Origin of the sequence: Gardnerella swidsinskii, assembly GCF_023277705.1 — a bacterium.
Lineage (GTDB): Bacteria > Actinomycetota > Actinomycetes > Actinomycetales > Bifidobacteriaceae > Bifidobacterium > Bifidobacterium swidsinskii.
Genome location: NZ_CP083176.1, coordinates 1,515,256 through 1,540,219 on the forward strand (window position 1 = coordinate 1,515,256; position 24,964 = coordinate 1,540,219).

The 24,964-nt window shown below is 40.5% G+C and carries 16 protein-coding genes, 1 tRNA gene and 1 pseudogene; 17 read left to right on the top strand and 1 reads right to left on the bottom strand.

The window, feature by feature from the left end; all coding sequences use genetic code 11:
• The first annotated feature begins 5 nt into the window (after window positions 1-5).
• Complete coding sequence (locus K9E37_RS06135) at window positions 6-602, top strand: CarD family transcriptional regulator (protein WP_012914048.1); 597 nt, start codon at window positions 6-8, stop codon at window positions 600-602.
• Between the two features lie 225 nt (window positions 603-827).
• Here K9E37_RS06135 and K9E37_RS06140 read toward each other — a convergent pair whose 3' ends face one another.
• Window positions 828-1,880: a metal ABC transporter solute-binding protein, Zn/Mn family gene (locus K9E37_RS06140; protein WP_116431780.1), complete on the bottom strand. Its 1,053-nt coding sequence runs from the start codon at window positions 1,878-1,880 to the stop codon at window positions 828-830.
• Between the two features lie 121 nt (window positions 1,881-2,001).
• Between K9E37_RS06140 and K9E37_RS06145 the strand changes: the two genes are divergently transcribed.
• The 16 genes and pseudogenes from K9E37_RS06145 (at window position 2,002) to menA (ending at window position 24,849) form a co-directional block, all read left to right on the top strand.
• Complete coding sequence (locus K9E37_RS06145) at window positions 2,002-2,886, top strand: bifunctional methylenetetrahydrofolate dehydrogenase/methenyltetrahydrofolate cyclohydrolase (RefSeq protein ID WP_004110747.1); 885 nt, start codon at window positions 2,002-2,004, stop codon at window positions 2,884-2,886.
• A 146-nt stretch (window positions 2,887-3,032) separates the two neighbouring features.
• Entirely contained in the window at window positions 3,033-4,535 is a 1,503-nt protein-coding gene (rpsA, locus tag K9E37_RS06150; protein ID WP_012914051.1) for a 30S ribosomal protein S1, read from the top strand.
• A 250-nt stretch (window positions 4,536-4,785) separates the two neighbouring features.
• On the top strand, window positions 4,786-5,115 hold the full coding sequence (locus K9E37_RS06155) for a TM2 domain-containing protein (protein WP_004111099.1): 330 nt from the start codon (window positions 4,786-4,788) through the stop codon (window positions 5,113-5,115).
• Between the two features lie 70 nt (window positions 5,116-5,185).
• Window positions 5,186-5,302: pseudogene (locus K9E37_RS06160) on the top strand (dephospho-CoA kinase); the annotation flags it as partial.
• 224 nt (window positions 5,303-5,526) lie between these two features.
• Window positions 5,527-6,099, top strand: coding sequence for a TM2 domain-containing protein (locus K9E37_RS06165; RefSeq protein ID WP_248893267.1), 573 nt, complete (start codon window positions 5,527-5,529; stop codon window positions 6,097-6,099).
• 69 nt (window positions 6,100-6,168) lie between these two features.
• The gene (gene coaE / locus K9E37_RS06170) at window positions 6,169-6,873 is read left to right on the top strand and encodes a dephospho-CoA kinase (RefSeq protein ID WP_248893269.1); all 705 of its coding nucleotides are present in this window, start codon (window positions 6,169-6,171) and stop codon (window positions 6,871-6,873) included.
• Window positions 6,874-6,893: 20 nt separating this feature from the next.
• The gene (uvrB, locus tag K9E37_RS06175) at window positions 6,894-9,008 is read left to right on the top strand and encodes an excinuclease ABC subunit UvrB (RefSeq protein WP_248893271.1); all 2,115 of its coding nucleotides are present in this window, start codon (window positions 6,894-6,896) and stop codon (window positions 9,006-9,008) included.
• A gap of 235 nt (window positions 9,009-9,243) precedes the next feature.
• Complete coding sequence (gene pyk / locus K9E37_RS06180; RefSeq protein WP_116431777.1) at window positions 9,244-10,683, top strand: pyruvate kinase; 1,440 nt, start codon at window positions 9,244-9,246, stop codon at window positions 10,681-10,683.
• Between the two features lie 232 nt (window positions 10,684-10,915).
• Window positions 10,916-10,989, top strand: a tRNA-Leu gene (locus tag K9E37_RS06185).
• 224 nt (window positions 10,990-11,213) lie between these two features.
• The gene (locus K9E37_RS06190) at window positions 11,214-12,812 is read left to right on the top strand and encodes an alpha-amylase (RefSeq protein ID WP_420842990.1); all 1,599 of its coding nucleotides are present in this window, start codon (window positions 11,214-11,216) and stop codon (window positions 12,810-12,812) included.
• Window positions 12,813-13,096: 284 nt separating this feature from the next.
• A complete protein-coding gene (gene pulA, locus K9E37_RS06195) occupies window positions 13,097-18,769 on the top strand; it encodes a type I pullulanase (RefSeq protein WP_248893617.1) in 5,673 nt (1,890 codons plus the stop codon).
• A gap of 669 nt (window positions 18,770-19,438) precedes the next feature.
• Entirely contained in the window at window positions 19,439-20,065 is a 627-nt protein-coding gene (locus K9E37_RS06200) for a hypothetical protein (RefSeq protein ID WP_004111317.1), read from the top strand.
• Between the two features lie 143 nt (window positions 20,066-20,208).
• On the top strand, window positions 20,209-20,790 hold the full coding sequence (locus K9E37_RS06205) for a tryptophan transporter (RefSeq protein ID WP_012914058.1): 582 nt from the start codon (window positions 20,209-20,211) through the stop codon (window positions 20,788-20,790).
• Between the two features lie 202 nt (window positions 20,791-20,992).
• Window positions 20,993-22,876 (top strand): ABC transporter ATP-binding protein, encoded by a 1,884-nt coding sequence (locus K9E37_RS06210; RefSeq protein ID WP_103013977.1) that lies wholly within the window; start codon window positions 20,993-20,995, stop codon window positions 22,874-22,876.
• 59 nt (window positions 22,877-22,935) lie between these two features.
• Window positions 22,936-23,709 (top strand): energy-coupling factor transporter transmembrane component T family protein, encoded by a 774-nt coding sequence (locus tag K9E37_RS06215; protein ID WP_004111322.1) that lies wholly within the window; start codon window positions 22,936-22,938, stop codon window positions 23,707-23,709.
• Window positions 23,710-23,763: 54 nt separating this feature from the next.
• Window positions 23,764-24,849 carry a 1,4-dihydroxy-2-naphthoate octaprenyltransferase gene (gene menA, locus K9E37_RS06220; protein ID WP_033888750.1) on the top strand — a complete coding sequence of 362 codons (1,086 nt, stop codon included), beginning with the start codon at window positions 23,764-23,766 and terminating at the stop codon, window positions 24,847-24,849.
• The last annotated feature ends 115 nt before the right edge of the window (window positions 24,850-24,964 follow it).

Sequence of the window (24,964 nt, forward strand, 5' to 3'; positions counted from 1 at the left end):
GTTCTGTGGAATATCAAGTCGGCGATATGGTCGTCTATCCTCGTCATGGTGCGGCTCGTGTTGAAGAAATTAGTGAGCGCACCGTAAAAGGTGTAACTCGTCAATATTTACGATTGGTAGTGTTATCATCTGATGGTTTAGAAATTAACGTACCTGTCGATAATGTTAAAAAAGTTGGCGTGCGAGACATTGTTGGAGCGCAAGAAGTTGCAAAAGTTTTTGAGATTTTGCGTACTCCAATAGTTGAAAAAGAGATGAATTGGTCTAGACGCTACAAGCTTAATGTAGAGAAGATTGCTACTGGCGATGTTAACAATATTGCTGAAGTAGTTCGTGATTTATCTCAGCGAGATGTTGATGAACATGGTTTATCTGCAGGAGAAAAGCGAATGCTTGCTCGCGCTCGCAGTATTTTAATTTCCGAAATTGCTTTGTCTGAAAAGATTGATGAGATTGAGGCGGAGCGACTTTTAGATGTGAATCTTGGATACAAGGAGCCTCAAGAAGGCGATGAAAATCACCATACTGTAGCTCCAGAAGAGCCTGCATCGCGAACTTTAGCGCTGTTAGAAGAGCGTAGCAAGAAATCTAAGAAAAAATGATTTGCGATATGCAAAATAAATAAATAAATAAATAAATATTAATTGTTCATATTATTTTAAGCCCTTCTAAATGTCGGTATATCGGCGAGTTAGAAGGGCTTTTGCTTATATATTTGCTTACGTATTTATTGTATGTTTTGCTTTTGTTCTTGCTTAAAACAGATAATAAAAAATCCTTGCATTTTACAAATGCAAGGATTTTTATGTTTATAGATTCACCTAAATTTACTTACCTGGATCTTGCTGACCTTGGTTAGAATTTTTAGGATTAGTATTCTTTGCTACATGTGGCTTCTCAGTGATTGGCTTTTTTTGAGACTCTTTATCATCAATGTCTTTACGCATATCCTTTGTCGCTTTTACAGCATTATGTAGGTCGTCACAAATCTTCATAATCCATTTATCAAGCTGATCTGCGTATTTTGGCATAAGTTCGCTTACTCGTACTGTAGACGTGTAGCTGCGTCCTGCGATTCCGCTTAGCAAGTTCAGAACATCGTTTCCTTGCTGGCTATCGCTAATCAACACATCAATTTTGCGACCTTCAATAAGCTTCTGAAACTCCTCAACGCTTGAATGTTCTGGTTCATTATTGTTATTTACTGCGTCAACATATTCTTTAGGTGAGCTATCTTTCAAATTGGCATCAGACATTAGCCAGAAAAGAATAGGAGATGTAGAAGCATACTTTGCGTTACCATTTTCTTTAGAGAAATCACTTAAGTAGGTGGTTAATTTCTTTTCCTTTTCCTGCCATTGTGCTAGTCGCTTAGAAAAAGCTTGCTTTTTTGATGGCAAAACTTTGGAGAAGGTGTCAGCCATGGCAGATGCCATAGCATCCCTAGCATCGTGAGAAAACCAAAGATATGGATTGTCTCCGTTAAGTGCTCCTACAGTACCTGCTGCACTAAGCACTTCAGCTTTAGCTGGGTGTACTTTGTTTGCCCAATCATCGTAGCCTGCACCATTTGTAACTAATACTTGTGCATTCTGCATATTTTTTAAATCTTTTGAGCTAGGTTTAAACGACGATATGTCTGTATCTGAGCCAGTCATAACTGATTCAACTTTGACGTCAGAGCCACCAATCTCTTGAGCTAAGCTACCCCAGGTGTCAACAGTGGATACAACAGAAATATTTGTTGCAGCTTTTGGTTTTTCTTTTGGTTTTTCCTCAGTTTTTCCACAAGCTGCAAATCCAAGTATTACTGCAGAAGCAATAAGGCATGTTATGGCAGTTTTTCCAAACTTCTTTACTGCACAAAGAACGGTACGCATCACTGTGACTCCTCCCGTGATAATGGTGCGTCGGCGCACGTAAAATTGTTAGTCGACCCATATCTTCTATACTTCACGATAGCCTATCCTTACGAATTGTGCGAGTTGGGAGGAATTTTTTATGACTATTGTGCTAGATGGTAAGGCTTTAGCTAGTAAAATTAAAAAAGATTTGGCAGCGCGCGTTGCTATTTTACATAAAAAAGGCATTAATCCAGGTTTGGGTACGTTGCTTGTAGGTAGTGATCCTGCTTCGTTGAAATATGTTGCTGGTAAGCATCGTGATTGCGAAGAAGTGGGGATTAATTCTATTCGTTGCGATCTGCCAGAAGATGCTAGTGAAGATGAGATTCTTGCTGCTTTACAGAAATTAAATAATGACCCTCTTTGTACTGGATTTATTGTGCAACTGCCATTGCCAAAAGGTATTGATGCTCAAAAAGTTATTTCTTCTATTGATCCTGCAAAAGATTGTGATGGAATGCATCCATATAATTTGGGTGAACTTGTTACGCATATTTCCGGTAATATTACAACACCTTTGCCGTGCACGCCGCGTGGAATTTTAGCTTTGCTTGATGAGTATGGTATTGAACTTTCTGGTAAGGAAGTTTGTGTGCTTGGTCGTGGCATTACGGTTGGGCGTACTATTGGTCTTCTGTTAACACGCAGGGGAGTAGATGCAACTGTTACGTTGTGCCATACTCATACTCGGAATGTTCAGGAGATTATGCGCCGTTCTGATGTAATAATTGCAGCAATGGGTTGTGCTGGTTTTGTTAAGCCTGAAGATATTAAACCTGGCGTTGTTCTTGTTGATGTTGGTGTATCTCGTGTTTTTGATGAAGAGGCTGGCAGATATCGTGTAAAAGGTGATGTTGATTCAGCTTGTCGAGAAGTTGCTGGAGCGTATTCTCCGAATCCTGGTGGGGTAGGTCCGATGACTCGAGCTATGTTGCTGGCGAATGTTGTAGATATGGCTGAGCGAGCAGCTAATTGCAAATAAAATGCGACACGCCCGAAGTAAAACGTAAATTTTGGCTATACCTGTATATAAAATCGACAAAGCGTGTGCATAGTATGCACATGTAGCATAAATACATAATTAAATATCGAGTAATATCCACCCCAAGAAGAAACCACTAATAACTAATGGCAGAGAATAATAACGAAGTCGCCAAGGTTGCGATTAATGATATTGGCACCGAAGAAGACTTCATCAAGGCAGTCGATTCAACCATCAAGAATTTTGATGATGGTGATTTAGTTGAAGGTACAGTCGTAAAGATTGATCACGACGAAGTATTGCTGGACATCGGCTACAAAACTGAAGGTGTAATTCCTTCCCGTGAACTTTCCATCAAAAAAGACGTTGATCCAGATGATGTTGTCGAGGTTGGCGACACCATTGAAGCCCTTGTTGTAACTAAGGAAGACAAGGAAGGACGTCTTATTCTCTCCAAGAAGCGTGCACAGTATGAGCGTGCTTGGGGTGACATCGAGAAGATTAAGGATGCAGACGGCATCGTTGAAGGTACCGTTATTGAAGCTGTTAAGGGCGGCTTGATTGTTGATATCGGTCTTCGCGGCTTCTTGCCAGCTTCCTTGGTTGAGATGCGTCGCGTGCGCGATCTTTCTCCATACATTGGCCAGAAGATTAAGGCTAAGATTCTCGAGCTCGATAAGAACCGCAACAATGTTGTGCTTTCTCGTCGCCAGTTCCTTGAGGAAACCCAGTCCGAAGTTCGCGAAACCTTCCTCTCGCAGCTTAAGAAGGGTCAGATTCGCGAAGGCGTTGTGTCTTCTATCGTAAACTTCGGTGCGTTTGTTGACCTCGGCGGTGTTGACGGTCTCATTCACGTGTCTGAGCTTTCTTGGAAGCACATCGATCACCCATCTGAGGTTGTTAAGGTTGGCGATAAGGTTACCGTTGAGGTTCTCGACGTTGATCTCGATCGCGAACGTATTTCCCTTTCCCTTAAGGCAACTCAGGAAGATCCATGGCAGCGCTTCGCTCGCACTCATGTTCCTGGACAGGTCGTTAAGGGCAAGGTCACAAAGATTGTTCAGTTCGGTGTGTTCATCTCCGTTGAAGATGGCATTGAGGGCTTGGTTCACATTTCTGAGCTTGCAAACCGTCACGTAGAGAACCCAGAAACTGTTGTTAAGGGTGGCGAAGAAGTATTCGTGAAGGTTATCGACGTTGATCTCGATCGTCGTCGCATCTCCCTCTCCTTGAAGCAAGCTACTGAAGCTGTAGATCCAAATTCTGAAGATTTTGATCCAGCTCTCTACGGTATGCCAGCTGAATATGATGCTGAAGGCAACTACAAGTACCCAGAAGGCTTCGATCCAAACACTAACGAATGGATGGTCGGTTACGAGCAGCAGCGCGAAGAGTGGGAAGCTCAGTATGCTGCAGCACACCAGCTTTGGGAAGAGCACAAGGCATTCGCTGCTAAGGAGCTTGCGGCTGCAGCTGAATCTGCTGCTGCTGACGGTCAGAGCGAAGAAGCTGAAAAGAAGCCAGCTAAGGAAGAAAAGAAGGAAGAAGTTGCTTCCAACTATTCTTCTGAAGCAACTAGTGAAGGTGCTTTAGCTGATTCCGATCAGCTCGCAGCTTTGCGTGAACAGCTTTTGAACGAAAAGAAGTAGTTTCTACTTTCTACTAGAAGCTTGTAAATAAAACAGTAAGATGCCCTCGGTGACTAATCATCGGGGGCATCTTGCGTATTGTTGTTCATAATGTTTTACGAGTATCTTGAGTATATTTGACAAGTATTTTATAACTCAAGTTTTGTAATTAAATATAGGTACAATCAATTTTCTTTTAATAATCGTGATTATATGATGTAAAACGTCAATCGTATTTACTAATCGTATTTACTAAAAGGATGGTTAAAATATGAACACTTTGGAAAACAACCAGCAAAATGCTCAGTTCCCTTCGTACGATGGAAATAGTGAGGAGAACACTAAAGCAACTTTAGTAAGCTCGCGCAAGAAAATTGTTGCAGGTTTGCTAGCGATTTTCTTAGGCACATTGGGTATTCACAATTTTTACCTTGGTTTTAAAGGAAAGGCGATTGCACAGCTGCTTATTTCTGTTCTTTCCTTTGGGTTCCTGTCGATTATTACGGGAATATGGGCATTGGTTGAGGGTATTTTGATTCTTTGCTCAAAGCCTGGAAGTAAGTGGCACAAAGATGCTGATGGTGCCGAGTTAAAGGATTAGTGTTTTATAATTATTGTTAATAAACAATGCCCTGGTAATTATTTGCTGGGGCATTATTTATAATTCATATATGACAATGATGCGGATTGCGGTAAAGGGCGGAATTGCAGCTGGAAAATCTACAGTAGTAAATCATTTGCGTTCGCTTGGCGCGTTTGCTATAGATTACGATGTTTTAGCGCGTGAATGAAACTTCTATCGAAGGTGCTTTAGCTGATTCCGATCAGCTCGCAGCTTTGTGTGAACAGCTTTTGAGCGAAAAGAAGTATTTTTCTACTAAAAGCTTATAAATAAGATGCCCTCGGTGAGTAATCATCGGGGCATCTTTTAATATCTTTAGTAATAACGCTTTGATTTATTAATTTTTTATTATACAGTTTTTAAGAAAATAAATTTCTTACGAGAGAAAGTGTGATTATTGTGAGTGATTTAGATAATCAAACTGGAGATTACTCCGGCTCTGACGGACAGACTCAGTACGGACAACCACAGTACAATGATCAGTCCCAGCAGTATAACCAGGCTCAGCCACAATATAACAACCAATCCCAGTATGGTGCTCATACTCAGTACAATGCTCAGCCACAGTATGGTCAGACTCAGTATGATCAGAATTCATATGCTCAGCCGCAATACAATGCTCAGCCGCAATATGGTCAGTACTCTCAGTCTACTCCTCAGTACAATCAAGCATCTTCATACTCTAACTATGGGTCTAATTATTCATCAAACACATACAGAAGCTCTCATAACAAGATTGCTGCAGGCCTGTTAGCCATTTTCTTGGGTGCTTTGGGTGTGCACAATTTCTATCTTGGTTTTAAAGGCAAGGCTGTTGCTCAGCTGCTTATTTCTATTCTTTCTTTCGGCTTGCTGGCTTTTGTTTCTGGAATTTGGGCATTTATTGAAGGAATTTGCATTCTTTGCTCTCAGCCTGGTTCTAAGTGGCATAAGGATGCCGATGGAGCTGAACTTCAAGACTAATTTTACAATTATTATTTAGCGTATAATGCTCCGGTAATTAGTTACTGGGGCATTACTTATAATTTATATATGACAATAATGCGTATTGCGGTAACGGGCGGAATTGCAGCTGGAAAATCTACTGTAGTAAACCATTTGCGTTCGCTTGGCGCTTTTGTTATAGATTACGATGTTTTATCGCGCGAGGTTGTGAAGCCAGGAGGTTACGTATTTCAGCAAATCGTAAGCATTTTTGGGGAGAATGTCGTTTTGAATGATGGCTCTTTAAATCGCGAGTTTATTGCAAAGCATATTTTTGGGTACTCCGATGAGAGTTGTGCAAATCGTAAGAAGCTTGAGTCGCTTATTCATCCTGCTATTTATGATTGCGCAAAGCTCTTAGAAAGCAAGTATGAAAGCGAGTATATTAGTAAAATTTCTAAGGAAAATCGCAACGTGTTGGACAGTATAAATTCAGTTATTGTGCACGATATTCCGCTCCTTGCGCAAGTAATCGACAGCATTCCATTTAGTTTTGACCATATTATTACTGTTGAAGCGCCTCAAGAAATTCGCGTTAAACGAATGATAAGCGAGCGAAATATGACTGAGGATCAGGCTTTGGCGCGCATAAATAGTCAGCTTCCTAGTAAAATGCGAAAAAATATCGCAGATTTTGTAGTTGATTCCACTAAACCAATGGAATCGATGCTTAACAGTGTTGACAATACGCTAAAATCATGGTTGTGTGACGCAAACAATAAAAGTGCTGAAATGACGAAACTGGGGAAGTAAAAAACTGGGGAAGTAAATACATGTCGAATAAAATTCAGCGCACAAACAAGCCTTTTGTAGTAAAAGCACCATACAAGCCTTCAGGAGATCAACCGCAAGCAATCGACGAGCTGGTTAATCGCATTGAAAACGGCGAAAACGACGTTGTTTTAATGGGTGCTACAGGAACTGGTAAAACCGCTACAACCGCTTGGCTTATTGAGCGTTTGCAAAGGCCTACCCTTATTATTGAGCCGAATAAAACTTTGGCAGCTCAGCTTTGCGCAGAGTTTCGTGAGCTTATGCCAGATAATGCTGTGAGCTATTTTGTGTCTTACTACGATTACTACCAGCCAGAAGCGTATATTCCGCAAACAGACACGTATATTGAAAAAGACTCGAATATTAACGACGATGTTGAGCGTCTTCGTCACGCAGCTACAGCAAATTTACTTACTCGACGGGATTGCGTTGTTGTGGCTACTGTTTCTTGCATTTACGGCCTTGGTACTCCAGAGGAGTATGCCGAGCGAATGCTTATGCTAAGCGTTGGTGAGCAGCTTGAGCGAGACGATTTATTACGCCAATTTGTGAGCATGCAATACAAGCGCAATGACATTGCGTTTACGCGCGGAACTTTTAGAGTGCGCGGTGACACGGTTGAGATTATTCCAGTGTACGAAGAATTAGCTGTGCGAATTGAGTTCTTCGGTGACGAAATCGACAGAATTACTATGTTACATCCTCTTACAGGAGAAGTAATTCGCCAGGAGAGTAGCGTTCATATTTTCCCAGCATCTCACTACATTGCAGGACCGGAGCGCATGGAGCGCGCGTTAGAGGCGATTGAAAAAGAGCGCGACGAGAGAGTAGCTCAGCTTAAAAAGCAGAACAAATTGCTGGAAGCTCAGCGTTTGGAAATGCGAACTACGTACGATTTGGAGATGCTTCGCCAAGTTGGTGTATGCCCAGGAGTGGAGAATTATTCTAGGCATTTTGACGGACGCGATGCAGGCACGCCTCCGCATACTCTGCTTGACTTTTTCCCGGATGACTTTTTGCTAGTTTTAGACGAGTCGCATGTAACAGTGCCGCAAATTGGAGCTATGTATGAAGGCGATGCTTCGCGCAAAAGAACGCTTGTAGAACATGGCTTTAGACTGCCATCGGCAATGGATAATCGACCGTTAAAGTGGAAAGAATTTTTGGAGCACGTTGGTCAAACTGTGTATCTTTCTGCAACGCCTGGAGATTACGAGCTTGGGCTTTCAGATGGTGTAGTTGAGCAAATTATTCGCCCTACCGGCTTGCTTGACCCTAAGATTGAGGTTCGCCCTGTAGAAGGTCAGGTTGACGATTTGCTTGCGGAAATCAAGGAGCGAGTAGCAAAAGATGAGCGCGTGCTTGTTACTACGCTTACAAAGAAAATGGCGGAAGACTTAACTGATTACTTCCTTGAGCTTGGTATTAAAGTTGAGTACTTGCATTCAGATGTTGATACTTTGCGCAGAGTGGAGCTTTTGCGTGAGCTTCGCGAAGGCAAAATTGATGTGATTGTTGGCATCAATTTGCTTCGTGAGGGTTTGGATTTGCCGGAAGTCTCGCTTGTTGCGATTTTGGATGCAGATAAGGAAGGTTTCTTAAGATCCTACCGTTCGCTTATTCAAACGATTGGCCGTGCTGCTCGTAACGTTTCTGGAACTGTTCTTATGTATGCGGATACTGTTACTGATGCTATGAGCAAGGCGATTAGCGAGACAGAGCGCCGTCGCGAAAAGCAAATCGCGTATAACAAGGCTCATGGAATTGATCCTAAGCCTTTGCGAAAGAAGATTAGCGATGTGAACGATATGCTCGCTAAAGAGGATGTTGATACGCAAACTTTGCTAGCAGGCGGTTACAGGAATGCTAATAAGGCTGGGAACTCGCATTATGGCGTGCCAAAAGAGCCGAATCTTGGGCAGCAAAGCAAAGAAAAGCGTATGGCGAATGTTTCTGAGCTTCCGCAAGACGATATTATGTCGCTGATTAAAAATTTGAGTGAGCAGATGCATGTTGCTGCAGAGCAGTTGCAATTCGAGCTTGCAGCGCGTTTGCGCGACGAGATACGCGATCTAAAGAAAGAGTTGCGCCAAATAAGCGATGCTCAAAGTTAGAAAATAACTATTATTCTCAATTATTATTCAACTATTGTTCAAGCATTATCTGAGCGTTATTCAAGTATTATCTGCGATTTTATGTTATTTTCTGTGAGCGTTCACAAAACGCCGAATAAATACAATAAGCGGTCACAATACGTTGATACACTGGAAAGCGGAATTGGGCGTTTTATGGTTTCTATCATTAAATCGCTCATAAAAAATAAACAGAAATAGAAAATAGGTAGGCATTATGCGTAAAGCCAAAATCGTTGATACTATTGGTCCAGCTACCGAATCCTTGGAAGGTATTACCAAGCTTGTTGAAGCCGGTATGGATGTTGCTCGTTTGAACCGTTCTCACGGCACTCCTGAAGATCATTTGCGCGTTTACAACAACGTTCGTGCAGCTTCCAAGTCCACTGGCCGCAATGTTGCTGCTCTTGTTGATTTGCAAGGTCCAAAGATTCGCTGCGGTTGGTTCAAGAAGAACGCTGAAGACGAAGATAAGGTTTATTTGGAAGAAGGTCAGGAGTTCATCATCACTACTGATGATGTTGAAGGTGACGAGCACCGCACTTCTACAACTTTTAAGGGCTTGCCAGGAGATTGCCACGCAGGCGACCCAATCCTTATCGATGACGGTAAGGTTCGTCTTGAGGTAACCAAGGTAGAAGGCAACGACGTTCACACTAAGGTTATTGTTGCTGGTCCAGTTTCCAGCCACAAGGGCATTAACCTCCCAGGTGTTGCAGTTTCTCTTCCAGCTTTGACTGAAAAGGATGAGGCTGATCTTCGTTGGGCTATTCGCACCGGCGCTGACATTATTGCTATGTCCTTCGTGCGTTTCGCTACCGATATTGATCGCGCTCACGAAATCATGGACGAAGAAGGTCGTCGTATTCCAATCGTCGCCAAGATTGAAAAGCCACAGGCTGTTGAAAACTTGGAAGAGATTGTTAAGACCTTCGATGGCATTATGGTTGCTCGTGGTGATATGGCTGTTGAAATGCCTCTCGAAGAGGTTCCACTGGTCACCAAGCGTTGCATCGAGCTTTCTCGTCGCTATGCAAAGCCAGTTATCGTTGCTACTGAAGTTCTTGGCACAATGGTTAACTCTCCAGTTCCAACTCGTGCAGAAGCTTCTGACTGCGCTAACGCTGTTCTCGACGGTGCTGACGCAACAATGACTTCTAACGAAACTGCTGTTGGTAAGTACCCAGATGTTACCGTAAAGACCATGTCCCGTATTTCTCAGTACGCAACTGAGCACGGCTATGATCGCATTCCTGCTGTTGAGCTTGATATGTCTAGCACCGGTGCTGTTTCTTCTGCAGCTGTTGATTTGGCAGATAAGCTTAATGCTAAGGCTATTGTTGCTTACACTCAGACTGGTCGCACAGTTCATCGTATTTCTCGTGAACGTCCAACCGCTCCAATCTTTGGCTTGACTAACAATGAGCACACTTATCGTTGGTTGGCTTTGAGCTGGGGCACTGAAGGCTTCTTGATTGATGAAGATTACCATGACATGAATCGTCACGATTTGATGATCTTCACCGACAAGGTTCTTCGCGAAGCCGGTAAGGTTTCCGATGGTGATCAGATTGTTATCTTGAGCACTGCTCAGGGTGAACGCCAGGCTGGTCGTACTGACTCCATCTACGTTCACACCGTTGGTGCTTGCGACTAATTATTTGATTCTGCGTTCTTGTACTAATACGCTAGTTCTTCTAGTTTAAGTGCATTTGCGCAGTAGTATAGTTTGCATAATGCGCGCTAGCTGTTTTGCAGTTCGCGCGCATTATGTTATGTATGATCAATATTGTTGATTTGCGACACGCGCAAAATGCTTTAACTATTTGCATGTGGCTTAAAGTGTGCTATAGTCGACAAGTCGCAAAAAAATGCGGAAAATTAAAAATGCCCCTGTATCCCAATTGGTAGAGGAAACAGCCTCAAAATCTGTGCAGTGTGAGTTCGAGTCTCACCGGGGGCACGTGCACGACGTCGCTTAGCTTGCTAGGCGACGTTTTTATTTTGTATTTTAATGTCTCGTACATAAACAATAAGCGTATAATAATAAAAGTATTCTCGCACAATGAAAAGTGCTGTACGTATGTGAAAGGAACAACGATGATCCACAGTGCACAATTGCAAGTAAGTGAGCGTAAAAAAAGTAATTATGCTTGCGAATTAATCGATAATTACAAGCGCAATGTAATGTGCTCTTTTACTGCAATTGCTGCAATTGCTGCTGTAGCAACAGTATTAATGTGTATTTTTGCTATTGTCCCAAACTCTTCGGCATTTGCTTCAACTAAATCAACAGACGGTCTTCCGCCAAAAGGTGTGATTGTTACTGCTTTTCAGCAAAATTGGAAAAGTATTGCAAAAGAGTGTAAGCAAACTTATGGTCCTGAGGGTGTGAGTTATGTACAGGTTTCGCCGCCGCAGGATCATATTAAAGGTACAGCGTGGTGGACTTCTTACCAGCCAGTTAGTTACAATCTAAATTCAAAGCTTGGCACTGAAGACGAGTTTAAAAATATGATTACTACTTGCAAGGCTGCTGGTGTTGGAATTGTTGTTGATGCTGTAATTAATCACACAACCGGCGATGGTAATAAAGATACTGTAGGTGTTGGCGGTAGTAAGTATGATGCGGCAAATCAAAGCTATCCGGATGCTGGTTACACAAAAGATGATTTTCACCAAATAGATAAAGATATTTACACATATAAAAATGCGCAAGTCGTTTGGAATTATCGTTTAGTTGGTTTGCTTGATTTGGATACTTCTAAGCCGCATGTGCAAAAAATTCTTGGTAACTATTTTGCAAAATTGCTAAAAATGGGTGTTGCAGGCTTTAGAGTTGATGCCGCAAAACATATGTGTCCTGAGGATGTGAAAGGCATAAAAGAAGCTGCTGCTAAAGCTGCTGGAACGAAGCCTGAAAACATATGGTGGATGCAAGAAACAATTGGTTTCCCTGAACAAGATCCTAAAATTCAGCCGGATCAATATGTTGGTACAGGCGAAGTAGATGAGTTTGAATACTCGTATCGCTTGCGTAATTATTTCTATGGTTCAATTGAGAATTTGTCTCATATTACAGATCAGCTTATTCCTAATAAGAAAGCCGCTATTTTTGTGACTAACTGGGATACTGAGCGTGACAATTCGACTCGAGTTCTCACTTATAAGGATGGAGCAAAGTACGAGTTAGCTAATGCTTTTATGCTTGCTTATCCTTATGGAACACCAAATATTTATTCTGGATATAAGTTCACGCAGCGCGATGATGGTGCTCCTGGTGCAACTGATACGCACATTCCAGATGTAAAGTGCGGCAAGAATTCAAAGTGGCAATGCGCTCAGCGTTGGACTTCGATTCGTGGAATGATTGGATTCTATAATGCTGTTAAGGGCACGAAAGTGACTCAATGGCAAGATGACAACGATAATAACATTGCTTTTAGTCGCGAAAACAAGGGATTCTTGGCGATTAACAATACTGACAAGCCTAAAAATGTGAGTTATAAAACTGATTTGCCTGATGGTGAGTATTGCAACGTATATGCTTCACGTAAATGCTTTAGCACAGTTACTGTAAATGGTGGGAAAGTAGAGACAACTATTCCAGCTTATTCTGCTATTGCTTTGCATGTTAAGGCTGTAGAGCATTTTGGAAGTACTTCTGTGCTGACTACAGTGTTGATGATTGTAGTTGTTTTCGTTGTTCTGTTGATTGAATTAGTGCTGATTCTGTGCAAGAACAAGGCTGATTCTAATAAAAAGTTAGGTTCTGGTAAAAATTAGATTCTAACAAAAGTTAGATCCTAGTAAAAATTAGATTCTAACAAGTAAGCTGATTTTAATAAATAAGCTGAAAGCAGATACTGATTGTAAATAAATTGGTATTGTAGTGTTTGAATGATACAATTTTCTCCGCTGATTATACACATTATGGGCGATGGTTAGCATCATGGTTGTGCTAGCCATCGCTTGTGTATTAAAGCTATTAATGCATCCAAGGAAGAAGCGCGTTAATACCAATGGAGGAAAGGATACTGATGAGTCATCGTCGACACTTTGCATCGAAGATGGTTGCTGTTGTTGCGTCTGTTGCAATGCTTGTAACTGGTTTTGCTGTTACAATTAGCGCAAACGCTGCGACTAGCGGGGAGTCTAGCAATAGCAAAGAAACTTCTACTAATGTAACTCTTAAAAGTAAGGGTGTTATTGTTACTGCATTCCAGCAGAATTGGAAAAGTATTGCAAAAGAGTGTAAGCAAACTTATGGTCCTGAAGGTGTGAAGTATGTGCAGGTTTCGCCGCCGCAGGATCATATTAAAGGTAAAGCTTGGTGGACTTCTTACCAGCCTGTGAGCTACAAATTAAATTCTAAACTTGGCACTGAAGCTGAGTTTAAGAATATGATTACTACTTGCAAGGCAAAGGGCGTTGGGATTATTGCTGATGCTGTGATTAATCACATGGCTGGCGTTGATAATAAGGATACTGTTGGCGTTGGTGGTAGTAAGTATGATGCTGCTTCGCAGACTTTTGAAGACGCTGGATACACTAAGGATGATTTCCATAAGAGCACTGAAAATATTAAAGATTACACGAATGCTGAAGAAGTTTGGACTCACAGACTTGTTGGTTTGCTTGATTTGGATACTTCTAAGCCGCATGTTCAGCAAGTTTTAGGTAAGTATTTTGCAGATTTGTTGAAGCTTGGTGTTGCTGGTTTCCGTGTTGATGCTGTAAAGCATATTTCGCCAGAAGATATGAGGGGCATTAAAGCTTCTGCTATAAGGCAATACAACGAAAGTGTTGAAGATAGCAAAAAGATTCATGACATCTGGTGGATGCAGGAAACTATTGGCAATCCTTCAGAAGCTCAACAAATTCAGCCAGCTGCGCATTTGAATGAAGGCGAAGTTAACGAGTTTGGCTACTCTTACCAGCTTATGCAAAGTTTCAAAGGCTCGCTGATGAAGGCAAGCAAGCCTTTGAACAAAGTTCAAGACGGAATGGTTAAGAGCGATAAAGCTGCTATTTTCGTTACGAATTGGGATACAGAGCGCGGTAACAGCGTGCTTACGTATAAGGACGGTCGTCGTTACGCTTTAGCAAACGCTTTCATGCTCGCGTGGCCATACGGCACTCCAAACGTGTATTCCGGATACAAGTTCGATAAGAATGATGATGGTGCTCCTGGTGCAACTGAAACGTCTGTTCCGGAAGTAACTTGTGGTGCTAATTCAAAGTGGCAGTGCACTCAGCGTTGGACTTCGATTCGTGGAATGATTGGATTCTACAATGCTGTTCAAGGTGCGAAAGTCACAAATTGGCAGGATGATGGCGATAACAACATTGCTTTTAGCCGCGAAAAGAAGGGCTTCTTAGCGATCAACAATTCTCTTGACGAAAAAGAAGTTTCTTATAAGACTGATTTGCCTGATGGTGAGTACTGCAATGTGTATGCTGCAGGAGACTGCTCTAAGACTGTTAAAGTTGAAAAAGGTGAAGTTAAAACCAAGATTGGCGCTCGCGAAGCAGTAGCTTTACATGTTAATGCCACAAAGGCTAATCATCCGGCAGGCTCTGCCGCAGACGCATCTGATCCTCAATATGGTGAAGAAAAGCCTGATGCAGGCATGCCAGAAGACCCTACAACGACCATTTACTTTAAGCCAGATGAAAAGTTTAAAGATAAAAAAGTATATGTTCATTACGGCATAGGCTCAAGCTGGACTACAGTTCCTGGCGAAGAGATGCAAAAGGCTTGCGACGGTTGGTATAAGAAGACAATTACAACCAATGGCAAAGCTTATGAAGCAGTGTTTAACGATGGCAAAGATTACTGGTATCACGACGAAGGAGATAATAATAATAACTTTAAGATTCCAGCTCACACTGATTCGTATGTAGCTCAAGATTACAAGGGTAGCGTTGGAGTAAATCCTTGCCCAGTAGCATATAATCCAAAGACTACTGTTCGCATCCACTACGCACAAAAAGTGAGTGATACTCGCGATATTGGCGTTTATTTGTGGGGCAAAGACAAGGATGGTAAAGATTTACCTGGAGCTTGGCATGAGTTCAATGGCAGTGATAAATTCGGCAAAGTTTTTGAAACTACGGTTGATGGTTCTTTTGAAAACAAGTCACTTTCCTTTATTACTACTACAAAAGATTGGAATAAAGACGGTGGCGATCGTGCTATTGAAAACTGCGCAAGTGGTCTTGCTGAAGCTTGGGTAACAGGCGGAACGGGTACTACGCAGTTTGCTGCTCCAGACAATCTTAAGAAGAAGCCAAAAGAGCTAAAGGTAACAGTTCATTATCGCAGGAATGCTGGCGATTATGAAGGCTGGAACATGTGGACTTGGAATGACGGAACCGGTGGTACTGCTCGTTACTTTACTTCGCATGATGATTACGGCAAGATTGCAACCTTTACTGCTAAGAATGATGGCGGTATTGACAGTGTTGGCTTCAAAGTTAGAAAGTCTACGCCAAATAATGCTTGGGATAAACAAGATCCTAGCGATCGCAGTATTCCAAACAACGCGATTAAGCTAGATCCAAGTGATCCAAACAAGGGTAGTGCTGAAGTCTGGTTAATGCAAGATGACATGACAGTATACTTAAACGCTACTATGCCACAGCTTGCAGCTCACGTGATGTCTGCTGATATTGTTGGCTTAAAGAAGTTAGTTGTAAAAGTGTCTGGTGACGTGTCTTCTGTAAAAGATTCTGACGTAACACTTTTGGATGCTAGTGAAAATCCTAACAAGACTGTTGAGCTTAATTCTGTTAAAGCTAGTGGTTCAGAGATTACTATCGAAACCAAGAATGACCTTAATATTAAGCATAAGTATGAGTTGAGTATTAAGGGATTAGCTACAGGTATTAAGCTTTCTGCTTCCTCAAAAACTGGTGCTAGCGTAATTCGTACCGATGAATTCGATAAGAAATACGCTTATACTGGCGATGATTTAGGTGCTGTGTATTCTGCTTCTTCAACTACTTTCAAGCTTTGGGCTCCAACAGCAACTGAAGTAAAGCTGATTACTTATAAGTCGACTCAAGAAAACGCTGAAAAAGACAAAGAAACAGCTATGAAAGCAGAAGATCATGGTGTATGGTCTGCAAAGCTCGATGGCGATAAAGCTAATACAGCTTACGCATATGAAGTTCATTTTGCTGATGGCACAGTGAATGTTTCTGCTGATCCTTATGCGAAAGCTGCAGTAGTAAACGGCGAGCATTCTGTTGTATTAGCAGATAAAGACGCAGGTAGTGCTGGAAAGCGTATGCCAAAGTTTACGAATCCAAGTGACGCAACAATTGCAGAAATGGATGTTCGTGACTTCTCAATCAATCCAAACTCTGGTATTAGCGATGCTCATCGCGGTAAGTATCTTGGCGTAATAGAAGAAGGTACTAAGACTACAGATAAGCAGAATGTTTCTGGCTTTGATTATTTGAAGTCTCTAGGCATCACTCACGTGCAAATCATGCCAATGTATGATTTTGGTTCTGTGAATGAAACTGGTGACTTGAGCTATGGAAAGCCAGGTGCTCAAAACTGGGGCTATGATCCGCAAAACTACAATGTTCCTGAAGGATCTTACTCTACGGATCCTGCCAATCCAACAACGCGAGTTCAGGAAGCTAAGCAAATGATTGCTGGTCTTCATAAAGCTGGCTTGCGTGTGATTATGGATGTTGTTTACAACCATGTTTACGACGCACAAAATCATTCGTTTAACAAGACAGTTCCTGGATACTACTTCCGCTATAAGGATGGTGCTCTGAATGGTAATTCTGGATGCGGTAACGATACTGCGTCTGAACGTCAAATGATGCGCAAGTATATTTTGGATTCTGTGAAGTATTGGGCTACGCATTACAACCTCGACGGCTTCCGATTTGATTTGATGGGCTTAATTGACCTGAAGACTATGCAAGAAGTGCGTGCTGAGCTTAATAAGATTGATCCTTCAATTATTGTGCTTGGTGAAGGCTGGGATATGAATGAACTGCTTCCTAAGAGCGAGTCTACTATTCAACCAAATGCTTATAAGATTCCAGGAGTAGCGTTCTTTAACGATTCATTCCGCGATTCTGTAAAAGGTTCTGTGTTTGCTGCTAAGGGTACTGGTTTTGTCAATGGCAATACAGATAAAGGTGTTAAGGCTTTGCTTGAGCATAATTTGCTTGGTTGCCAATTTGGCACGAGTAGTACTGTTAAGTGCTGGAATGGTAATGCTGAAACGCACTTTGCTGATGCAGGTCAAATTGTTCAGTATGTTGAAGCTCACGATAACTTGTCGTTGTACGATAAGCTAAAGGTCTCTGCTCCTAACGACACTGAAGACGTACGATTGAAGAGAGTAAAGCTTGCAAATTCAATGATTTTGCTTTCGCGCGGCATGCCGTTTATTCAGCTTGGTCAGGAATTCTTGCGAACTAAGAATGGTAACGATAATAGTTACAATGCTGGCGATAAAGACAATGCTCTTGATTGGAATCGTGCTGCTGACAAGTCTGATTCCGTGAACTATTTCAAGGGATTGTTGAAGCTACGCAAGAGCATTAAATCTCTTCGTGATTTTGATTATGCAACAATTAACAAGAACATGAAGATGATTGATGGCACTCCTGATGGTGTAATTGCTTACACACTTAACGATGCAGATAAGCAATATGTTGTAGTGTTCAATGCTAATAATGCTGAAACTCAAGTAAAGATTCCAGCAGGAAAGTATTCTGCACTTGTTGCTAATGGCAAAGTGAATGATACTGCTCAAGACGCAACTGTTGCTGATGATGGCACATACAAGATTGCTCCTGTTTCTACAGCAGTATTGCTTAGTAAAGATAAGGAATCTAAGCCAATTCCTCCGGATGCAAAGCCTGGTGATGAGCCTGGCAAACAGCCTGAGAATCCGTCTGAGCCTGGTGAAAAGCCTGGTGAAAAGCCAAAGCCTGGTGAGGATCCTAGTAAGAAGCCTGAGAAGCCAAAACCTGATCAGCCTGGCACAAAGCCAGCTCCAGCTCCAAAACCTGGTGAGCATCAGCAAGTTCCTGCTCCTGCTCCGAAGCCGACTCCGTCTGAGTCCAGTGAACAATCAAAGCCGTCTAAGCCTTCTGTTCCGTCGGAAAAGCCAGTTCCGTCGGAAAAAACAGAAAAGCCGGCTCCAGCTGATTCTGCTAAACCAGCTCCAGCTAAGCCAGCAGAATCTACTCCTGTACCTGTTGCTCCGAAAACAGTTCAGCAGCTTAATCCAGAATTAAAGGGAACTCTTAGCGTTGGTAACAATAACGTTGCAACTGCAGGTGTTGTTAACAGTGTGAGAATTAATGTTGTAAACAAAGAGTTCACCGAGCGTTTGCAGCGTGATGGAGTAGTTTATGCTTACGCGTATATCTATTCATCTCCACGCTTGCTTAAGGGTGCTGATGGTTCAAAGTTTGTGACTGTTCGCATGGTTAATGGCAAGCCTCAATTTGATGCTCAGTTCCCAGCTGGATATACCGGAAAGCATACGGTTGTTTTGGTTGACGAAAAAGGTAATCAAGTTGCTTGGACTGAAATAACAGTAGTAAATAATGCTGTTAAGAAGAATGTTCATGCGTTAAGTTCAACAGGCAGTAGTGTAGCGCAAATCGCATTTATTATTGCAATATTGTTGCCTGTTGCAGGTGCTTTCTTGATTAAAGTAAGGCGTTCTAAGCATCTGTCTTGCAATTATTAAAATCCAAAGTGCTTTTCGCATAATTTTGTGTTTTGTGATTAAGTACTGAGGTTTTAATAAAAAATGAGGGTAGTAGCAATTGCTAAGCTATTACCCTCATTTTTTATTTTTGCTTGCGTGTTGCGCTTATTTTTAGAAATTTTTTGCTTTGAATAATTTCGGGCGTTTTTTAAAATTATAGTAGCTGTTTTCCTTATGTAAGAATGGTTTATAGGAGATTTTTAAAAAGTAATGTTTTGCTTATATTTTTGAAAATATGATTATATTTTACGAATCAATATTTGCATTTGTACTTTTGCAGTGTTAGCATCATTTCCAACACAAATAAATATCGAATACTTCGGTTGAGGTTTGTGTGTGAGCCACAGTCAGCTAATGAGCTTAAGGAGGCAGTTATCATGCGTAACATGAACATGAATGCTGAATCTCACAATGCTCTTAACGCTGCTCGTATGTGGTGGTGGCAGTCTTCTCTTTGGTGTGAGTTTACTCTGAAGTTTTAGAAGCTGCGTATAAAAGCTTATAAAAGACCTCCGGGGTAAGCCCGGAGGTCTTTTTGTATATAAGCTTAAATTTTAAAAAATAACCAAATCACAAATCACAAATAACAACAAAATATTCGATAGCTTTGTATTCAAATAATATGAAGCTTAAACAAGGAGAGAAATCATGGCTCAAGAAATTAACGAAACCGTTAAGGAAGCTTACAACAATGGTGCAAACGCAACTACAGATGCTGCAGCTGCAATGATGCAAAATGTGAAAGTTAAGAATCACGCATTAGATATTACTTCACTGGTGTTAGTTGCAGTGCTTTTTGCTGCAGGATGCATTCTTGACTTTACTGTTGCAAAGTCTCTTTCTATTGGAAATATTCAGCCTGAGTTCGTTATTGCTTCATTCTGCTTGTCGATTTTGCTTGTTAGACCGAAGATTTACCAGGGTGCTATTATTGGTGCTTTGGCTGCAACGTTAATTCAATTTAATACTTCGATTCCGTTCCTTGAGTATGCTTGTGATATTCCAGCTGCAATCATTATGACTGCAATATTAATTGGTTATATTCGCGTGTTCCCAAAGGATGCAGCTCGTAAAGTAAGCGTATTCCCATTTATTGCTACTTTCATTACTACAGTAATTTCCGGTTGCATTTTTGCTCTTATTGCAGCTTTCTTTATTCTTCACTCTCCAAATATGGTAATGGTTATGTTGCCAATTATTTTGGGAACTGCAGTATTTAATGCAGTTGTTGTTGAAGTGCTTTACGCTCCAATTCGACTTGTTTTGCACAAGTAAAACAACATTGAAGAATAAGTAAATAAATTAACTTGAATAAACGCAAACAAATATAAACAAACATAAATGAATGTAAGTAAGCATAAATAAATATCAAAAGTCGATAATTAAAATTTGATTATCGCATTATGAAGGAGAAGATTATGAATCAGGAAATTAGCGAACATGCAGATAGCATGATTAATGCTGTAAGCATTAAAAAGCATGCTTTAGATATTACGTCTTTAGTGTTGGTTGCAGTTCTTTTTGCAGCAGGATGTATTCTTGACTTTACTGCTGCAAAAGCACTTTCAATTGGAAACATTAAACCAAACTTTTTAATCGCATCATTCTGTCTTGCAATCTTGCTTGTTCGTCCAAATGTTATTCAGGGCGCGATTATTGGTGCTTTGGCTGCAACTTTGATGCAATTTAACGCATCTATTCCTGGTCTTAATTATGTTTGCGATATTCCGGCAGCGATTGTTATGACTTTGATGATTATGGCTTATGTTCGCGTTTTCCCTAAGGATGCTGCTAGAAAGTTCAGTATTTTCCCACTTATAGCAACTTTTATAACTACAGTTGTTTCTGGTTTAATATTTGCTTCTACTGCATCTTTCTTTGTTCTTCATTCTCCTAAGACGATTTTTGTTATGCTTCCAATCATTTTTGGAACTGCTGTGTTTAATGCTGTTGTTGTTGAAGTGCTTTACACCCCAATTCGACTCGTTCTGCATAAGTAAGTGTTTGAATTTGTTTTGGATGATTTATTTTAGATGATATGTATTTTGGATAATATGTATTTGATGATTTTGTTGAATAGTTTGTGCTGGATAATATGCAGCAAGTCATATAATCATCAAAGAATATAATCGCAGAATAAATATAATCGTAAGATATCATTAGTAATTGTAATTGTTAGGTTTCTAAGAGTTAGGAATTATTGTGCCTTTGCTTGAGCTAAAAGATGTGTCTTTTAAGTATGTGAATCGGAATAAAGATGATTCTTTAGACTCTTCAGAGGCACAAGATTCCACTTTTGCACTAAAAGATGTAAGTCTTAGCGTAGAATCTGGCGAATTTGTGGGAATTATTGGTCCTTCTGGCTCTGGAAAAACAACTCTTGCTTCGCTTTTTTCTGGCGCGATTCCGCATCATTATTCTGGCGAACTTTTAGGAAGCGTTAAGATTGCGGGTCAAGACACTAACAATCTTGCTTTAACTAACATTGCTTGCTTGGTTGGATCTGTTATTCAAGATATTGATGCGCAAATGGTTGCCGCAAATGTTGAAGATGAGATTCTTTTTGGCTTAGAAAATTTTGGCGTTGCGCATAGCGAAATACCAAGTCGAATAGATGAAGCTTTGCAAATTGTTGGCATTAGTGATTTGCGTAACCGTGATTTAGACACTTTGTCTGGAGGTCAAAAGCAGAAGGTTGCAATTGCTGCTATTCTTGCGCTAAAGCCTAAAGTTATGGTGTTAGATGAGCCGACGTGCGCTTTAGATCCTGTTTCTTCTAAAATGATTTTTTCGATTCTTAAAGATTTGAATAAGAATTTTGGAATAACGGTTGTTGTAATTGAGCAAAAAGTTGCGCTTTTAAGCGAGTATTGCAAGCGTTTAGTTGTGCTTTCTAATGGCATTTTGTCGCTTGATTTGCCTGTTAGCCAAGCGTTGAAAAATATGGATTTGCTTTATTCTATTGGAATAAATTATCCGCGTACTACGCATTTGGTTAATGATTTACAGCGTGAGAATATTTGCTCTAAAAGCGATTTGCCTGTGTCTGTAGAAGATACAGTAAATACTATTGTTAATACGATTAATAGTGAAAAATCTTTGACTTCACATGTTGATTCACATAGTGAATTTGATAATCGTGAATGCGATTCAAATAAATCGGCGCTTGCTTGCGACTTTTCACACGAATCGCAAGTCTCTACACAATCTTACGCACAAAATAAATCGAAAAACGATTCACCATGTCTTTCGCTTAAAAACGTCAGTTTTTTGTATCAAAGTGGCGTTAGTGCGCTAAAAAACGTGTCTTTTGAAGCTTACGCTGGAGAGCTCGTAACTCTTGTTGGTAGAAATGGTGCTGGCAAAACAACTATTACCAAAATTATTAATGGTTTATTAAAACCAACAGAAGGCAACGTAACAATTGATGGCGTTGACACTAAGTCTCTTCGTATTAGTCAAATAGCAAAATATGTATCTACCTTATTTCAAAATCCTGACCGACAATTATGCAAAGAAACGGTACTTGAAGAAGTTACTTTAAGCTGTATTTTGATTGGTCAGAATGAGGACGAAGCTAAAGCTCACGCAATGGAAATTATTGATGAGTTGGAGCTGGATTCTGAAGCTAGCCCGTTTATGCTCTCTCGTGGCCAGCGTCAAATGGTTGCTTTAGCTGCAACAGTTGTAACAAATCCTAAGATTCTTCTTCTTGACGAGCCAACTTGCGGTCTTGATTACAAGGAATGCATGAGAATTATGCAAGTTGTAGAGCGTTTAAGAAAAAACGGTTGTTGCGTGATTATGGTTTGTCACGATATGGAAGTTGTGCTTGATTATGCAACTCGACTTATAACAATTAATGATGGAAAGCTTATTATTGATGGTTCAGCGTACGATGTGTTTGAAAAACCGGAAGTGTGCTCTGCTGCAGCATTGTATCCACCATTATTGTGTTCCGTTTCTCAAGGCTTGGTTGCGCATGGATTTAATAAGTGCAATGGCTTGTATGTGCGCGAAGAATTAGTAGAAGCGTTGCGCGGCGAAAAAATCACAAAACAGACTGTACAGAATCAGCAGAATTAACAGAAGCAATAGCAAATAAAAGTAGCAAATAAAAGTAGAAGTAAAGGCGTCTGATATTTATGAAAACGAGATTATTAACTTACCAGCCAGGTAACACTTTTCTTCATCGCACTAATCCTATTGCAAAACTAATTCTTGCTACGAGTGTTGTAATAAGCGTGTTTATTGCTAAACAGTATTCCGCGCTTATTGCGCTTGCAGCTATTATTTTTATTGGCATGGCTTTTACTCGTGTTGTTAAAACATTATCTGGTCTTATTAAAGCTATGTTAATAATTTCTTGCGTAATGTTTTTGCTGCAGACTGTTATTGCTCAAAGTGGCAACTATATTTTCTTGTGGTTCACATTGCACGGCATTGATATTGGTGCAAAAGCTGCTTTGAGATTGTTCTGCTTTGCTTTTCCTCTTGTTACCGTACTAACAGTAACTAAATTAAACGATCTTGCAAATGCTGTAGTCCAATATTTGCATATTCCATATTGTTACGCTTTTACTATAACTACTGCGGTTCGTTTTGTGCCTATTTTTGCGCAAGAAATGTCTCAAATCACAGAAGCTCAAATGGCTCGCGGAGTTGAATACGATAGTAAAAATCCATTTAAAAAATTAAAACTTATGATGCCTCTTATTGTGCCTCTTTTGGTTTCTTCAGTGCGTAAAGCAGATAGTTCTGCACTAGCAGCGGAAGAGCGCGGTTTTTATTTGCGCACACGCAAGTCTTCGTATTACAAATACCCATTCGGATGGCGTGGATTCTTGTCTCTAGTTATTTCTGCACTTATTATTGCTTTACCAATATGCACTTCAATCTTTTTGCCAAATTTAGTATAAAATATTTGTGTAAATCATAAATAAATAAATCATAAATAATTTATGAGGCTTTTGATGAAAAGTGTAAAAATTTGGCTTAAGGGTGCAAGAATTTACACGCTTCCAATAGGCTTAGTTCCTGTTGTTATGGCGTTTGCGGTTTCATTTAGAATGATACGATTTTCGTATTTTGAAGAACCAGTTATGCATCTAGAGCAATGTTTTATACAATTTTTCTTGTGCTGCATGGTTGCTGCGTTTATACAAATCGCCGTCAATTATGCCAATGATTATTGTGACGGATTGAATGGCTTGGATGAGAATCGTAGTTTGCGTGCTTTAAGTAGCAATAATTCAAAACCTTTGTGCGATGTATCTTGGCGCCTTGCAAATGCTGGAATTTCCGCGAAATCTGTGCTTAAAGCCGTAATAATTTCTGCTTTTATTTCTTGTATTTTTGGTTTGATTATTGTTTTGCGAACTGGAATATATTGGTTTATTTTACTTGGAATTGCGTGCTTTGCTGCAGCATGGTTTTATGCAGGAGGTAAACATCCTTACGGTTATAAGGGTTGGGGAGAAGTAAGTGCGTTTGTATTTTTCGGCCCTGTTCCTTTTATTGGTTCGTTATGCGCAATTACATATGGAATTGGTATTCCAGAAACTAGCATATTTATCAATAACAGGCAAAGGATTTTGGCTTGTGTGCTAATATCTTGCATTCCTGGTGCTTATTCGGCTTGCTTAATGATGGTAAACAATCTTCGAGATATTAAAAGCGATAAAGAACATGGAAAAATAACTGCTATGGTTAAAATTGGCGAGCGCAATGGCAGACGTTTATGTGCTGCTATGAGCATTGTTTCTGCTGTTCTTTTGATTGCATATTCTGTTTTGATTATTGCGTTACCTTCAGCAGTGCCGTCAATATGGCGCTTTTATAGTGTTGAAATTTTCCTCAGTTTTAGTGCAATTGTATGCAATTCTTCGTGGCATTTATTTTTTGCTACTTTTCAGTGGATTTTATTGTTAGTTATTATTATTAAAGCCTATAAATTTACTAAATGTGTGCTTATGGGTGACTATAAGGATGCTTTTCCTATGTGCGTTGCTCAGGCAATACTTGGTGCGTTGGCTGTATTATTATCTGCGATTATATAAAATAAGCAAAATAGTGCTAATTGTATGTGCTTGTTCGCGCGTCTTGCAATTCTTATGATATTATTAATTGACACGAACATGGTGCGCATGCGGTATTTTAATGACTTGCAGATTG

What these genes read in the sequence shown, in the direction of transcription:
- K9E37_RS06145 (WP_004110747.1), top strand. Translation starts at nt 2,002, where the DNA reads ATGACTATTGTGCTAGATGGTAAGGCTTTAGCTAGTAAAATTAAAAAA.
- K9E37_RS06205 (WP_012914058.1), top strand. Translation starts at nt 20,209, where the DNA reads ATGAATCAGGAAATTAGCGAACATGCAGATAGCATGATTAATGCTGTA.
- K9E37_RS06155 (WP_004111099.1), top strand. Translation starts at nt 4,786, where the DNA reads ATGAACACTTTGGAAAACAACCAGCAAAATGCTCAGTTCCCTTCGTAC.
- K9E37_RS06190 (WP_420842990.1), top strand. Translation starts at nt 11,214, where the DNA reads ATGTGCTCTTTTACTGCAATTGCTGCAATTGCTGCTGTAGCAACAGTA.
- pyk (WP_116431777.1), top strand. Translation starts at nt 9,244, where the DNA reads ATGCGTAAAGCCAAAATCGTTGATACTATTGGTCCAGCTACCGAATCC.
- uvrB (WP_248893271.1), top strand. Translation starts at nt 6,894, where the DNA reads ATGTCGAATAAAATTCAGCGCACAAACAAGCCTTTTGTAGTAAAAGCA.
- rpsA (WP_012914051.1), top strand. Translation starts at nt 3,033, where the DNA reads ATGGCAGAGAATAATAACGAAGTCGCCAAGGTTGCGATTAATGATATT.
- K9E37_RS06200 (WP_004111317.1), top strand. Translation starts at nt 19,439, where the DNA reads ATGGCTCAAGAAATTAACGAAACCGTTAAGGAAGCTTACAACAATGGT.
- K9E37_RS06140 (WP_116431780.1), bottom strand. Translation starts at nt 1,880, where the DNA reads ATGCGTACCGTTCTTTGTGCAGTAAAGAAGTTTGGAAAAACTGCCATA.
- K9E37_RS06215 (WP_004111322.1), top strand. Translation starts at nt 22,936, where the DNA reads ATGAAAACGAGATTATTAACTTACCAGCCAGGTAACACTTTTCTTCAT.
- coaE (WP_248893269.1), top strand. Translation starts at nt 6,169, where the DNA reads ATGACAATAATGCGTATTGCGGTAACGGGCGGAATTGCAGCTGGAAAA.
- menA (WP_033888750.1), top strand. Translation starts at nt 23,764, where the DNA reads ATGAAAAGTGTAAAAATTTGGCTTAAGGGTGCAAGAATTTACACGCTT.
- pulA (WP_248893617.1), top strand. Translation starts at nt 13,097, where the DNA reads ATGGTTGCTGTTGTTGCGTCTGTTGCAATGCTTGTAACTGGTTTTGCT.